This window comes from Providencia sp. PROV024, assembly GCF_032709665.1.
Taxonomy (GTDB): Bacteria; Pseudomonadota; Gammaproteobacteria; order Enterobacterales; family Enterobacteriaceae; genus Providencia; species Providencia huashanensis.
Genome location: NZ_CP120545.1, coordinates 241,670 through 256,016, shown reverse-complemented (window position 1 = coordinate 256,016; position 14,347 = coordinate 241,670). Strand labels below are relative to the sequence as shown.

Below are 14,347 nucleotides of genomic sequence, written 5' to 3'. Positions count from 1 at the left end.
AGCCACAATGGAAAACCCTTGGATTTTATCTCACCAAAACAACCGGGTACTGACACTGACACTCAATCGGCCAGAAGTACGCAATGCATTAAGTACCGATTGTTTAGAACTCTTAGTGCAAAACTTAGAGCAAGCAGCTGCCAATGATGAGATTGGCGCGATCGTTATCACTGGGAATTCACGTTTTTTTGCTGCTGGCGCTGATCTTAAAGAATTACAGCAACAAACCGTTGCTAACGCTATCACTGATAGACGACCCCAAGTATGGCAGCGGCTCTCAATGATATCAAAACCTATCATTACCGCTGCTAATGGTTACGCCTTAGGCGCTGGGTTTGAACTACTGCTTGCTAGCGACATCATTATTGCGGGGGAGTCCGCACGTTTCGGCTTGCCTGAAATAACACTCGGTCTAATACCCGGTGCGGGGGGGACACAACGGCTGATCCGCTCCGTTGGTAAGTCTCTTGCCATGCAAATGGTACTCACAGGGGAGCCTATCAATGCAAAACACGCTCTTCAGGCAGGGCTAATTAGCGAAATTTGTGTGGATGAATTAGTTGTTGAACGAGCTCAGAAAATTGCGCAACGCATTGCAATACATGCACCTTTAGCGGTTCGGGCGGCAAAAGCTTCGCTAATTCATTCCCAAGAAAATCATTTGGCTGAAGGTTTACAACTTGAGCGTCAGTACTTTGTCGCCTTAGCCGGCACCGAAGATCGACGCGAAGGGATCGATGCATTCTTTGAAAAACGAAAACCTCAGTTTACAGGGAAATAATTATGACAAACCAAGCGATGATCCTCGCAACGCAAGAGAATGGGGTCCTCACTATTACATTAAACCGCCCCGATCGACTTAATAGCTTTAACGATGAAATGCATCGTCAGCTTAGTGATGCTATCAAGCTTGCGGAACGAGATGAAACGATACGCTGTTTAGTGATCACCGGAGCTGGTAGAGGGTTTTGTGCTGGTCAAGACCTTAACGACCGGAACGTCAGCGTAGGTAACGAAACGCCTGACCTTGGTTTCTCCGTTGAAACCTACTATAACCCGTTAATCCGCCGTTTAACCTCTTTGCCAAAACCAATCATCTGCGCCGTTAACGGTGTTGCTGCGGGCGCAGGCGCTGCCATTGCCCTTGCAGGGGATATCGTAATTGCAGCAAAAAGTGCGAGTTTTATTCAATCATTCTGCCGCTTGGGGCTAGTTCCCGATTCTGGTGGAAGCTGGTTTTTGCCCCAACTTGCAGGCCATGCAAGAGCCATGGGAATGGCATTATTAGGCGATAAAATTAGTGCAGAGCAAGCCTTGCAGTGGGGAATGATTTGGCAAGTCACGGAAAACGAAGAGCTATCCGATACCGTAAACCAGTTGGCTATGCATTTAGCTACTCAACCGACTTACGGTTTAGGGTTAATCAAAAAAGCGATTTACGCCGCGGCAACCAATACCCTTGATGAACAACTTGACCTTGAGCGTGATTTACAACGCTTAGGGGGGCGTAGTGAAGACTACCGCGAAGGGGTCAGTGCCTTTTTAAATAAACGCGAACCGCAATTCAAAGGGAGATAACCATGACTTTACCTTTGAATACTCGCATCCAGACTGTAGCCGTAATTGGCGCAGGCACCATGGGCATTGGTATTGCGCAAGTGGCAGCTACAGCAGGCTTAACTGTTTTACTGTTTGATGTTAATCAACAGGTATTAACCCAATCAGTATCAGCAATGACCCAACGTTTACGCAAACGGGTTACCCAAGGGAAAGCTGAAGCCAAAGCGACAGAAAGCATCATCGAAAACATTACTGTGGTGCAAAATTTATCTCAATTAGCGAATGCGCAACTGGTCATTGAAGCTATCGCAGAAAAATTAGAGATAAAACAAGCTATTTTTAACGATTTAGAAGCTATTTGTAGCGAAAAAACTATATTTGCAAGTAATACCTCATCGCTCTCAATTACTGCCATTGCCAGTCAATTAAAGCACCCTGAACGCCTTGCTGGGCTGCATTTTTTTAACCCCGCCCCCGTGATGAAGTTAGTCGAAGTAGTTCGTGGGTTAGAAACATCAGACCACGTTATTTCACAATTAAAAATATTGACCAAGTCATTCGGTAAAGTCCCTGTTATTTGCCGTTCTACCCCTGGTTTTATTGTTAACCGAGTGGCAAGACCATTTTACGCAGAAACATTACGAGCCCTTGAAGAGCAAATTGGCAGCCCCGCAACGTTAGATTGCGCAATACGCGATGCAGGTGGATTTGCCATGGGGCCATTACAACTTACTGACTTAATCGGCCATGACATCAACTATGCGGTGACTGAATCGGTGTTTAAAGCCTTCGGCTATGACCCACGATTTCAAACCTCATTAATGCAGTTAGAATTAGTTCAGGCTGGGCATTTCGGTCGTAAATCAAAACAAGGTTTCTATCATTACGATGATAACAAACCGCAACCTAAGCCATTATTTTCAGCAAAAGCCCTTCTTGACCAACCACAACAGGTCAAAGTATGTGGGAATTGGCAAATATTTCCTGAATTTGTGCAGCTTTTATCTGAAAGTGGGATCTCACTCGAAGGATCAACACAACAGCAAGAACAATCCCCAACACTCATTGTTAATGACGTTATTATTATGTTAACAAATGGTGAATCAACATCATCTCATGCGCAAAAGTTGGGGCAAGCTGTCGTGCAATTTGATTTATCTGCTAATTACCTTGCTGCAACGGCAGTCACTCTCAGCTGTGCTGCACAAAATAACGTGCAACAAAACCAGCAAGCAATTGCATTTTTTCAATCGCTTGGGAAAAACGTGATTGTACTACCTGACTACCCTGCACTCTTAGCAATGAGAACTGTTGCGATGTTATGTAATGAAGCGCTGGATGTCGTCAATAAAGGGATAGCAACCACACTGGATACGGATAACGCCATGCGTTTTGGTGTGAATTACCCCAAAGGCCCTTTAGCTTGGGGAGCGCAACTTGGCTGGCAACGAGTATTAACAGTACTTGAGCACTTAACACAGTTTTATGGGGATAGCCGCTATCGGCCCAACCCATTATTAAGGCAGTTAGCTGTAGGCCATCAATCTTTATCTTTCAAGGAGTTGCTATGATTTCCGTACCAAATGTTACCCTTGCTCAACAATCAGCCCACATGATGTACAAAGATGACGCATGCGCAAAAGCTATGGGCATGTCTATTGAAAAAGTAGAGGAAGGTTTTGCGCAACTAAAAATGCCGATTACAGCACAAATGCTAAATGGCCATAAAACCTGTCACGGGGGGCAACTCTTTAGCCTTGCAGATACCGCCTTCGCCTATGCCTGCAACAGCCAAGGGCACGCTGCTGTTGCCTCTATGTGCTCTATCGATTTCATTCGCCCCGGTTTTGAAGGTGATTTACTCACTGCAATAGCGCAAATGAAACATCAAGGTAAACAAAATGGCCTATATGAAGTTGAAATAGTCAACCAAGACGGCAAAACATTAGCCTTATTTCATGGTCGTTCACATCGGCTGGGGCACCGTCTAGTAGGAGAACCATCATGATTGACGCCTATATTTGCGACGGTGTTCGCACACCTATTGGCCGCTATGGTGGTGCGCTTGCATCATTACGCCCCGATGACCTCGCCACTGTGCCTCTCAAAGCATTAATGGCGCGGCACCCACAGCTAGATTGGTCACTAGTCGATGACATTATTTTAGGTTGCGCAAACCAAGCAGGGGAAGATAACCGCAATGTCGCGCGTATGGCCAGTTTACTGTCGGGCTTACCAGTTTCTGTTTCCGGTACCACCATTAACCGATTATGTGGTTCAGGCCTTGATGCTATTGCGTTTGCGGCAAGAAGTATCAAAGCGGGAGAGTCTGGTTTGATGATTGCAGGTGGCGTAGAGTCAATGAGCCGCGCCCCTTTCGTAATGGGAAAACACGAATCGGCTTTCTCACGACAAGCTCAAGTCTTTGATACGACAATTGGCTGGCGGTTTATTAACCCGTTAATGGAACAACAGTTTTCAACTGACTCTATGCCAGAAACAGCTGAAAACGTTGCTGAAACATATCAGATCAGCCGTGAGGACCAAGATGCTTTCGCCCTGCGCAGCCAACAACGTACTGAAGCCGCAAGAATCAAAGGGTTTTTTGCGCAAGAAATAACCCCTGTCACCGTTAAACAACGCAAAAATGAGTTACTTGTCACTGAAGACGAGCACCCTCGTGCGGAAACAACCTTTGAACAATTACAAAAACTAAAAACCCCTTTTCGTGAAAACGGAACGGTCACCGCGGGTAATGCTTCAGGGGTCAATGATGGTGCTGCTGCATTAATCATTGCATCCGAAAGCATTGCTAAGCAGCAAGGGCTTACCCCACGAGCACGCGTTATCGCGACAGCGACTTGTGGTGTTGAACCAAGGTTGATGGGAATTGGCCCACTTCCTGCTGCATTAAAAGCCCTAGAGGTTGCCGGTCTAAGTATAGAGCAAATGGATGTTATTGAATTAAACGAAGCCTTTGCAGCACAAGCACTGGCTGTCTTAAGGGGGTTAGGTTTACCTGACGATGCCCCACATGTTAACCCCAACGGTGGGGCAATATCCTTGGGTCACCCATTAGGTATGAGTGGTGCAAGGCTGGCCATTGCCGCTGTCAACGAACTCCATCGCAAACAAGGTCGCTACGGGTTGTGCACCATGTGCATTGGTGTTGGTCAAGGGATAGCTATGGTTATTGAACGAGTCTAAACAACGTCTTAATACCAATAAAAACAGCCTGAACCCTACACCTGCTCAGGCTAAAACCAGAAACAACATCAATGTGAACTGGTAAATATAATAATTATGAGGACTGGCAATTATGAGCATGATACAAGACAACATCGACCCAATCGAATTTGCCTCACGCGATGAAATCGAGTCATTACAGTATTCTCGGATGAAGTGGACACTCACTCACGCATATGAAAATGTGCCTATGTACCGTAAGAAATTCGACGATGCAGGGGTACATCCTGACGACTTTAAACAACTTAGTGATATCGAAAAATTCCCTTATACAACAAAGCAAGATTTACGTGAAAACTACCCATTTAGTACTTTCGCAGTGCCAATGGACCAAATTATTCGTATTCATGCATCCTCTGGCACGACAGGCCGCCCGACAGTTGTTGGCTATACCCAACGGGATATCGATAATTGGGCTGATTTAATTGCCCGTAGCCTACGCTCAGCGGGGACTGTTCGCGGTGATAAAGTTCATGTCGCCTATGGTTATGGTTTATTTACCGGTGGTCTAGGTGCTCACTATGGTGCAGAGCGCCTTGGTGCTGCGGTGATCCCAATGTCTGGTGGCCAAACAGAAAAGCAAGCGCAACTAATCGCCGATTTTAAGCCTGATGTCATTATGGTAACCCCATCGTATTGCTTAAGTATCATCGATGAGCTTGAAAAAATCATGGGTGGAGATGCTAGTAAGTGCTCACTTAGATTAGGTGTATTTGGTGCGGAACCTTGGACTGAATCACTACGCTCAGAAATTGAAACTCGCCTTGGGATCAAAGCATTAGATATTTATGGTTTATCAGAGGTCATGGGGCCAGGCGTAGCTATGGAGTGTGCTGACGCAGGCGCTAGCGGCCCAACCATCTGGGAAGACCATTTTTACCCAGAAATCATTTCCCCTGATACACTTAAAACACTGGGGGATGGTGAACATGGTGAGTTAGTGTTTACTACCCTGACAAAAGAGGCTATGCCTGTTATTCGCTATAGGACTCGTGACCTGACTCACTTAATGAGCGGGGTAAATCGTAATATGCGCCGTATTGGTAAAATCACTGGTCGCTCTGACGATATGATGATTATACGTGGCGTAAATGTCTTCCCCTCCCAAATTGAAGAACAAATTATGCAATTCAAAGAGCTATCTCCACATTACCAATTAGAAATTGGTCGCCAAGGTAATATGGATAATTTGTCAGTCCGCGTGGAGCTCAAGCACCCTGAGCAACTTACCTATGATGAGCGCTGCAATATTTGCCATCATTTAAAACATCGTATCAAATCGATGGTAGGGATTAGCACCCGGATCAGTATTGTCAATTGCGGTGATATCCCCCGCTCCCAAGGTAAAGCGGAGCGTGTTATTGATACTCGAATTGCGATTTAATTCAACTCATTAAGGCATATTGAAGTTAGCTTATTTGGTATGCCTTAATGCCAAAAAATAGCACTAATTAAAGGTAATGGAAGACAACTTTTAAATTTATGTCTACTATTCAGTAAGCCTTCTGATACATAAATTTTATAGATGAAATATAAATGGATAATAAACTCAGCCAATTTATACAACATGCCATAGAAAGCCAACCCATTAGCGGGACCTCTCTGATTAGTTCACTCTACGGTGATGCTTTACATCACCGCGGAGGCGAGGTGTGGTTAGGCAGTTTAACCAAACTATTAGAGCCGATGGGGTTTAGCGATCGCTTTGTTCGCACTTCTGTGTTTCGTTTACAAAAAGAAGGCTGGCTAGATGTTGAGAAAATTGGTCGCCGTAGCTACTACCGCATTTCTGAACGCGGGCAAAGCCGATTCCGCCGAGCAGAAAGTAAAATCTACCTTGCTGAACAGCCTGATTGGGATGGGAAATGGGAACTACTATTATTGGAAGCGGCTGATAAAGATGAAAAAACCAGGCTAAAAAAAGAACTTAGCTGGTTAGGGTTTGGCCAATTTAATACCTCTCTCATGGCAGCACCGAGCTGCGCACAAGCTGATGTTCCTTCTCTATTAAATGAGCTCAATGCCACTGAGCACGCCATCTATTTTCATGCAGATTACCCTTATAGCCGTTCAGAAAAAAACTTGAAAGAGTTAGTATCACAAGCTTGGTCTTTGCAAGAAATATCAGAGCATTACCACCAATTTATTTCATTATTTAGGCCCTTGGCACTACTCCTTAAAGAGAATACTGAGCCACAAATATCCCCAGAACATTGCTTCCAATTACGTTTGTTGTTAATTCACTTCTATCGCCGAGTCACACTAAAAGACCCTTTGTTGCCTGATGAACTGCTTCCAGCACAATGGGAGGGCCATATTGCTCGCCACCTTTGTACCAATATTTACCAACGAATTGACCAAGCCGCAACACAATATGTTTCAGAACGATGTGAAACCACGGTAGGGGAACTTCCTCAACCTTCGAGCGCCTACTATCGGCGTTTTGGCGGAGTTTTAAGAGATATCGCCGCCTAAACTTACATTAAAGGAGCCTATATGCCTTTTTATCAAATTGATGGTATTACACCTGTCGTCAGCACTGAAAGCTTTGTTCACCCTACCGCGGTTGTCATTGGTGACGTAATCATTGGCAAAAATGTCTATATCGGCCCCAATGCCAGCTTACGAGGTGATTTTGGCCGCTTGATCATTAAAGATGGTGCCAATATTCAAGATAATTGCATCATGCATGGGTTTCCACAGTACGAAACCATCGTCGAAGAAGAAGGGCACATCGGTCATGGTGCGGTTTTGCATGGTTGCCATATCAAACGTAACGCTTTAATCGGTATGAATAGCGTGATTATGGATGGAGCAGTAATTGGTGAAAACTCAATTGTGGGCGCCTGTGCCTTTGTAAAAGCTGAGGCCATATTTCCAGAAAATAGCTTGATTGTTGGAACGCCTGCCAAAGTGTTACGTGCGTTATCAGACAAAGAAATTGCTTGGAAAAGCAGTGGGACAAAAGATTACCAAAATTTAGTGATCCGCTGCCTAAGTACCTTTAAAGAAGTTGCCCCTTTACAGAAAGTTGAAACCAACCGTCCTAAACTTAGCTTTGAGAACATCATTCCCAAATCTCAGCTATAGAATGAAAAAGGAGCAAACCTATTTGCTCCCTCTTTTGGGCCAAAACCAGATAACATCACTTCGCTTTATTACCAAATGGGGGTTTAGCGAACCACACTGTAATAATCAATGCGATAAATACCCAGCCACATAACCAGAAAATTTCATTAGCCGCGATAATCAGCCCTTGGTTGGTAATTTCCTTCGCAATAAAACCAGATGTTTGTTCTGTACTGAGCCCATGAGCGGCCATACCTTGGTACATATCTAAAGATTCAGGGTTGTAATCCGTAATATGCTCTGTCAGTTGACTATGATGAAGGGCTTCTCTATCGCTCCACATAGTCGTAGTAATTGAAGTCCCAATCGACCCTGCTAAGGTACGGAAAAAGTTGGCTAAACTAGAGGCAGAGGCAAGTTTTTCCGGAGGTAACCCTGATAACGTCAATGTCGTCAACGGCATAAAGAAACAAGCTACGGCCATGCCTTGCACTAACTGCGGCCATACTACCGCAGAAAACCCCATGCTCGGTTCAAAAGTATACGCCCGCCAAAAAAAGCAAATCGCATAAAACACAAAACTAAAGGTGACTATCCAGCGAATATCGAGGAAATCGGAGAGTTTTGCGACTGGTGCCGAAAAAAGTACAGGAAGCAAGCCTATCGGTGCTAAAGCAAGCCCAGCCCATGTGGCGGTATAACCATAAACTTCCTGTAAAAGTTGCGGCAACAATACAATCGCCCCAAAATATGCCATATAGGCTAAGCTAACTGACACCGTCCCTATCGTAAAATTACGCGACTTAAAGAGAGATAGTTCAACAATTGGGTTTTTATCTGTTAGCTCCCAAATCACTAAGAACACCAGTGCAATGGCTGAAATCACGCCTAATATGACAATTTCATTTGAAGCTAACCAACCTAGCTCCTTGCCTTTATCTAACAACACCTGTAAACAGCCTACACCTACCGATAACAATGCTAAGCCAATCACATTAAACGGCACTTTCACTATGGTTGATTCCATTCCTCTTAAGATGATAGAACCGACAATAATCACAAAAATACCGAGTGGTATATTCATGAAAAAGATCCAACTCCAGTGGAAATTATCACTGATATAGCCACCAAAAATAGGGCCGAATACCGGCGCTAAAATAATCGTCATTGACCAAAATGCCAATGCCATATTTTGCATTTTAGGTGGATAACAACGCATGATCAGGCTTTGTGACAGTGGGATAACTGGCCCAGCAACCGCACCTTGTAAAACACGATACAGAATCAGCATTCCTAAACTATCAGAGAAACCACAAAGCAATGAAAATAAAGTAAAAAGTGCGGTTGCCCATAAGAAAACCCGTATTTCTCCAAAACGCTTGGCAAGGTAACCGGAAATAGCGATAGAGATTGCATTCGATACCCCAAAAGAAGTGATGACCCATGTCCCTTGAGACACGGAAACACCAAGATTACCGGCAATCGTTGGGATAGCGACGTTAGCAATTGTTGAGTCGAGAACCTGCATAAAAGTCGCAAGGGATAACGCAATGGTTGCCCATACCAGCTTCGCCCCCTTCAGCGGTTGAATATCTGCCACAATAGCTCCTTTCAGGCTAATCTGCGTTATTCGTAATAATGGTGTCGATTATCTGGTCAACATCATTAAGTTTTAAGACCAGCGCATCACTTTCAAATGCAGGTGTTGTGCGCTGAACTTCCGCTAAAACTGGGCCACTTTGGTCTTTAATATCAATAGTTACATTCATTGATAAGCCAATACGAAGTGGGTATTTTGCTACTTGTTCAGGGTCTAATTCGATACGTACGGGCAAACGTTGAACAACTTTGATCCAGTTACCCGTCGCATTTTGTGCAGGTAATAAAGAAAATGCACTCCCTGTCCCCATGTCTAGCCCCACAACGGTGCCACTGTACACAATATCTTCGCCATAAAAGTCACTATTAATAGTCGCAGATTGACCAATACGCACTTTCTCTAACTGGGTTTCTTTAAAGTTGGCATCTACCCACACTGGCTGAACAGGGACAATTGCCATTAATGAGCTTTGTGGGCTAACTTGGGAACCCACTTGGACATTACGCCGCGAAACGTACCCTGTCATTGGGCTTTTAATTTCTGTCCGCTGCAAATTAATCCATGCACTGCGCACGCTATCAGCCGCTTGTAAAATTGCAGGTTGCTTTTTCAACTCGGTGTTGCGTAACAAAGCGCGATTTGCATTATATTGTTGAATGGAAATATCGAGCGCGGCTTGCGCAAGCTGTACGGCTTCTTGGGAGTGTTGTAAATCTTCTTTTGAGATCGTCCCACTACGCCCTAACGCTGCTCTGCGCTGATAGTCTTGTTGGGCTTGCGCAAGTGTCACCCGATTTTTTTGGATTTGTGCCTGATATTCATCGCCATTGATATATAACTCTTTGGTTTTGCGCACAGTAGTGGCAAGGTCATGTTTCGCTTGTTCGTAGGATAGTTGTGCATTGGTTTTGTCTAACACCACCAATACATCCCCAGCTTTAACTAAGTCGGTATTTTCGAAATTAACTTGGGTAACATTCCCTGTTGTTTGCGCAACAATGGGGATTTGTAGGCCTGAAACATAAGCATCATCGGTATATTCTTGAAAACGTAAAATGAGAAACCAATAAATACCATAAGCAACAAATAATAGAATGATAATAATTGTAGCAATAACCATCCATATTTTTCTGCGCTTTTCATTTGTCGTTTTTTGATTATTTATTTCTGTCTGTGGCGATTGGCTCATAATAAGTCTCAAATTCCAAATTCAATATTATGTTTTACTCTATATTTACGGAGTATATATAATAAAGCAATAGACAACACGTGCATTAAAATTAAAACCATTCCAAAATAAAAGTTAACATAATGATATTTAAACATAAAAAACACAACCCCATAGTATATGAGATTAATTTTATAAACATACCTGCACTAACTATTTTATATAAAAATAAAGTTAATTGCACCGACAAATAAAATAACTTAACCTATAATTAATCTTCTTTTTTAGATTAGATAAATACTCAATAGTAAAAATATATTGTGGTTACATTGAATAATAATCGTTTAATCACGACTTAGCCTCTGTAATATCCTCTTGCCCTTACAGATTCGTATATTCTGTTTTTCCCTTCCGTCAAGAACCATAAAGCGCTCACCCTTTGCTGCGGTACTCGTGAAATCATTGTTCTCTTTTTTCGTCACAAACACTCCGTCTACTGTACATTTACTTATCACAAATTTTCCTAACCCAATGTTAAATATTAATTTTATGTTAAGACTGAAACATCAATGAGCTGTACAAGTTAAGAGTAAGTAAAAAACCTTATTCGAGATCAAATATTGACTATAAATTAGCTAGGCAATTATTTATTTTTGATATGTTTTAGTGATAGTATTCGCAAACAATATAATTATCATTCTCATTTATATTTACAGGGATAATCATGACTTCGAACTATCACTACTCTTTTATTGCCGCAGGGGTTTGTGCGGCATTAGCCACGTTTAATGCTACAGCAGCAGATAACAATTCAGATACCATGGTCGTCAGTGCTTCAGGCTACTCACAACAATTACGTGATGCCCCTGCCAGTGTGACCGTAATCAGCGCAAAACAATTGCAAAATAAACCGGTACGTGATTTAGCTGACGCCGTAAAAGATGTTGAAGGTGTCAGTGTAGTTGGTGCCGCTAATAAACAAGATATTAATATTCGAGGCTTACCCGGCGAGTATACGTTGATCCTTGTGGATGGTCGTCGCCAAAATAGCCGTGAATCGCGTCCAAATGGTAGCGGTGGTTTTGAAGCTGGCTTTATGCCACCAGTGGAAGCGATTGAGCGTATCGAAGTCATCCGCGGACCAATGTCCTCTCTGTATGGCTCCGATGCAATGGGTGGTGTGATTAATATCATCACCAAAAAAGTGACCAATGAGTGGCGCGGTAGCGTCACCGCAGGTACCATTATCCAAGAAAATAGTGATAGTGGTAATTCGACTGACGGTAACTTCTACCTATCGGGGCCATTAATTCAAGATAAATTAGGCTTGCAGTTATATGGTGGTGGTAATTATCGCCAAGAAGATAAAATTTTAGAAGGCCATCATCAGCGCGATAACCGTAGCTTAACCGCAAAATTAACCTTCACTCCACAAGAAAACCAAACCTTCTTACTTGAAGCAGGTCGCAGCACCCAAGAAAAAACCTCTACACCAGGTAAATCAGTTGGTGAGTATGAAATTCGTGGTGGTGATAAACAATATAACTCAAAAGACGAATGGCATAATGATCGCAACCATGCCGCCCTTACTTATAAAGGCGAATGGGATACTTTCCATACCGAATTGAGTGTTTACCAAGAACAAACCAAACGTAAAATCAAGTCTCAAGATCGCAATAAAACAACAGGCTACTGGGAAGGTGGCTATGAAGCTCGTGTACCTGAAATTACTAATACGGTCGTTGATGGAAAAGTGGTCGCTTTCTTGCCAGATAACATTCTTACTGTCGGTGGGCAGTATCAATATTCCAAGCTAAAGGACAGTTCTTTAGTCGGAAAAGGCATTATGGAAAAAACCAGTATGTCGGTCGATCAGTCGGCTCTGTTTGTTGAAAATGAATTCACCGCAACTGACGATCTGATCCTCACCGGAGGGCTGCGTTTGGATCACCATGAAACTTATGGTAACCACTGGAACCCTCGGGGTTATGCCGTTTACTATTTAACGGATGAAATTACCATCAAAGGTGGTGTTTCATCTGCATTTCGCGCCCCAACGTTACGTGAAATCAGCAAAGGCTATGGTACCTCAACCCAAGGTGGTAACGGCATTATCTACGGTAACCCAGACCTAAAGCCTGAAAAAAGTATCAGCGAAGAAATCAGTATTGCTTATGATCATGAATCTGGTTTTAATGCCAGCTTAACGCTGTTTAATACTGATTTTAAAAATAAACTCACTAGCTATTCATTGAACAAACCTGATCCTGCACACCCTAAACTTACGTTATACACTTACGATAACGTCGGTAAAGCCAATACCAAAGGGGTTGAAGTTGCAACAGGTATTCCAATTGCCCAAGATTGGAAATTGAGCTTAAACTACACCTATACTGATTCAGAACGTAAAAGTGATGATGAAAAATTAGGTAACGGTATTTCACTCAAGGGCTATGCATTGGATAAAACGCCAAAACATATGGCTAACGCAAAATTGGACTGGCAGTACAGCGAAGATTTAAGCCTATATACCCGTGCACGCTATGAAGGCAAACAAATATGGGCAGCACAACGTAATGGTTCTAAGTACCCGCGTTATCGTAGCGGTTACACCACTATGGATGTCGGTGCAACTTACCAATTGTTTAAAAATACTAAGCTTAATTTTGCTGTGTTAAATATTGGTAATGAAAAAGGCCCTGCGATTGATAAAAATTATGGCAACTGGGACGTCGAAGACGGACGCCGTTATTGGGCAAACGTCAACGTCAGTTTCTAAGCGCTTATCTTGTTAATTTTTGACGGCTACCTTAATTGAGGTAGCCTCTTTAGCTTAAAAAAACATGAATAAACTGTTAATTTCCAGCTTACTACTGTGTATGACAAGTTCCGCATTAGCACGCCCTAGCCAAACTATCCCTAGTATGGATGAGCGAGTCAGCCAGTTTTACGATATTCAACAAACGGATATGGCGTATGGTGACCGCGCATTACGTATCTATAGCGCTGTACCTTATCACTCCACGGTCAAGCGCCCTGTACTGTACATGCTTGATGGCAATGGCCTATACCCCAAAGCGGTTAATCGCGCAGTTGAAAAGCTGCCAGCGGATAAACTACCGATTATTATAGGCCTTGGCTACCCTGTCGACGAAGCATTTCCCAAAACGTGGCGAACTCTCGACTACACCCCACCCGTTTCAGGTGACGATTTTAAACAAGGTGGCGGTTCCCCTGCGCTATACCAATTTTTAACTCACACAATCCGTCCATGGGTTGAGCAACAGTTTCCTATTGATAAAAGCAAGCAAACCCTATTTGGCCATTCATTTGGTGGGTTATTTACCTTAATGGCTTATCAGCAGCAGCCTAATGATTTTCAATTCTACATCACGGCTAGCCCGTCTCTTTGGTGGGGTAAAGGGGAAATGGTCGATTTAGCAAAACTGACGCGCCCACAAGCCGCTGCGCCGCTTTTCGTCACATTAGGAGGATTGGAAGAAAGCCCTGATTTATCTAAGCTCAGTCAAGAGCAAATACAGAATTATCAAGAACGTAAAAGCTGGATCAACGCTCGCCAAGTGTGTGAGGAAATACAAAACCAGCAAAGAACCTGTGAATTTACCTTATTTGATGGAAAAACTCACGGTTCGGTGATCCCCGATGCTATTGATAAAGCACTCGAAGTTGCTAGCCAATAGCCG

12 protein-coding genes are annotated in these 14,347 nt (G+C 43.3%); 10 read left to right on the top strand and 2 right to left on the bottom strand.

Annotated features, from left to right (window positions below; translation table 11 throughout):
• The first annotated feature begins 7 nt into the window (after nucleotides 1-7).
• From paaF to paaY, 8 genes are all read left to right on the top strand, one after another.
• Complete coding sequence (paaF, locus tag P3L56_RS01185; RefSeq protein ID WP_048605483.1) at nucleotides 8-781, top strand: 2,3-dehydroadipyl-CoA hydratase PaaF; 774 nt, start codon at nucleotides 8-10, stop codon at nucleotides 779-781.
• 2 nt (nucleotides 782-783) lie between these two features.
• Complete coding sequence (paaG, locus tag P3L56_RS01180) at nucleotides 784-1,578, top strand: 2-(1,2-epoxy-1,2-dihydrophenyl)acetyl-CoA isomerase PaaG (protein WP_042843386.1); 795 nt, start codon at nucleotides 784-786, stop codon at nucleotides 1,576-1,578.
• 2 nt (nucleotides 1,579-1,580) lie between these two features.
• Complete coding sequence (locus P3L56_RS01175; protein ID WP_210831746.1) at nucleotides 1,581-3,131, top strand: 3-hydroxyacyl-CoA dehydrogenase; 1,551 nt, start codon at nucleotides 1,581-1,583, stop codon at nucleotides 3,129-3,131.
• Nucleotides 3,128-3,568, top strand: coding sequence for a hydroxyphenylacetyl-CoA thioesterase PaaI (paaI, locus tag P3L56_RS01170; protein ID WP_042843383.1), 441 nt, complete (start codon nucleotides 3,128-3,130; stop codon nucleotides 3,566-3,568). The genes P3L56_RS01175 and paaI overlap by 4 nt, the downstream gene beginning before the upstream one ends.
• Nucleotides 3,565-4,767 (top strand): 3-oxoadipyl-CoA thiolase, encoded by a 1,203-nt coding sequence (gene pcaF / locus P3L56_RS01165; protein ID WP_042843382.1) that lies wholly within the window; start codon nucleotides 3,565-3,567, stop codon nucleotides 4,765-4,767. The genes paaI and pcaF overlap by 4 nt, the downstream gene beginning before the upstream one ends.
• 112 nt (nucleotides 4,768-4,879) lie before the next feature.
• The gene (gene paaK, locus P3L56_RS01160; protein WP_042843380.1) at nucleotides 4,880-6,190 is read left to right on the top strand and encodes a phenylacetate--CoA ligase PaaK; all 1,311 of its coding nucleotides are present in this window, start codon (nucleotides 4,880-4,882) and stop codon (nucleotides 6,188-6,190) included.
• Nucleotides 6,191-6,342: 152 nt separating this feature from the next.
• Nucleotides 6,343-7,281 carry a phenylacetic acid degradation operon negative regulatory protein PaaX gene (gene paaX / locus P3L56_RS01155; protein ID WP_042843379.1) on the top strand — a complete coding sequence of 313 codons (939 nt, stop codon included), beginning with the start codon at nucleotides 6,343-6,345 and terminating at the stop codon, nucleotides 7,279-7,281.
• 21 nt (nucleotides 7,282-7,302) lie between these two features.
• Nucleotides 7,303-7,896: a phenylacetic acid degradation protein PaaY gene (paaY, locus tag P3L56_RS01150; RefSeq protein WP_210831747.1), complete on the top strand. Its 594-nt coding sequence runs from the start codon at nucleotides 7,303-7,305 to the stop codon at nucleotides 7,894-7,896.
• Nucleotides 7,897-7,951: 55 nt separating this feature from the next.
• Here paaY and P3L56_RS01145 read toward each other — a convergent pair whose 3' ends face one another.
• Both P3L56_RS01145 and emrA read right to left on the bottom strand, forming a co-directional pair.
• Nucleotides 7,952-9,475: a DHA2 family efflux MFS transporter permease subunit gene (locus P3L56_RS01145; RefSeq protein WP_129466924.1), complete on the bottom strand. Its 1,524-nt coding sequence runs from the start codon at nucleotides 9,473-9,475 to the stop codon at nucleotides 7,952-7,954.
• 16 nt (nucleotides 9,476-9,491) lie between these two features.
• A complete protein-coding gene (gene emrA / locus P3L56_RS01140) occupies nucleotides 9,492-10,664 on the bottom strand; it encodes a multidrug efflux MFS transporter periplasmic adaptor subunit EmrA (RefSeq protein ID WP_042843376.1) in 1,173 nt (390 codons plus the stop codon).
• Nucleotides 10,665-11,367: 703 nt separating this feature from the next.
• Here emrA and P3L56_RS01135 point away from each other — a divergent pair.
• Together P3L56_RS01135 and P3L56_RS01130 are read left to right on the top strand one after the other, a co-directional pair.
• Nucleotides 11,368-13,422, top strand: coding sequence for a TonB-dependent receptor domain-containing protein (locus tag P3L56_RS01135; RefSeq protein WP_210831977.1), 2,055 nt, complete (start codon nucleotides 11,368-11,370; stop codon nucleotides 13,420-13,422).
• Between the two features lie 64 nt (nucleotides 13,423-13,486).
• Nucleotides 13,487-14,344 (top strand): alpha/beta hydrolase, encoded by an 858-nt coding sequence (locus P3L56_RS01130; RefSeq protein ID WP_166685483.1) that lies wholly within the window; start codon nucleotides 13,487-13,489, stop codon nucleotides 14,342-14,344.
• Nucleotides 14,345-14,347 lie beyond the last annotated feature (3 nt).

Coding starts and splice junctions, on each gene's coding strand:
- paaY (WP_210831747.1), top strand. CDS start 7,303: ATGCCTTTTTATCAAATTGATGGTATTACACCTGTCGTCAGCACTGAA.
- paaG (WP_042843386.1), top strand. CDS start 784: ATGACAAACCAAGCGATGATCCTCGCAACGCAAGAGAATGGGGTCCTC.
- P3L56_RS01175 (WP_210831746.1), top strand. CDS start 1,581: ATGACTTTACCTTTGAATACTCGCATCCAGACTGTAGCCGTAATTGGC.
- pcaF (WP_042843382.1), top strand. CDS start 3,565: ATGATTGACGCCTATATTTGCGACGGTGTTCGCACACCTATTGGCCGC.
- P3L56_RS01130 (WP_166685483.1), top strand. CDS start 13,487: ATGAATAAACTGTTAATTTCCAGCTTACTACTGTGTATGACAAGTTCC.
- emrA (WP_042843376.1), bottom strand. CDS start 10,664: ATGAGCCAATCGCCACAGACAGAAATAAATAATCAAAAAACGACAAAT.
- paaI (WP_042843383.1), top strand. CDS start 3,128: ATGATTTCCGTACCAAATGTTACCCTTGCTCAACAATCAGCCCACATG.
- P3L56_RS01135 (WP_210831977.1), top strand. CDS start 11,368: ATGACTTCGAACTATCACTACTCTTTTATTGCCGCAGGGGTTTGTGCG.
- paaF (WP_048605483.1), top strand. CDS start 8: ATGGAAAACCCTTGGATTTTATCTCACCAAAACAACCGGGTACTGACA.
- paaX (WP_042843379.1), top strand. CDS start 6,343: ATGGATAATAAACTCAGCCAATTTATACAACATGCCATAGAAAGCCAA.
- paaK (WP_042843380.1), top strand. CDS start 4,880: ATGAGCATGATACAAGACAACATCGACCCAATCGAATTTGCCTCACGC.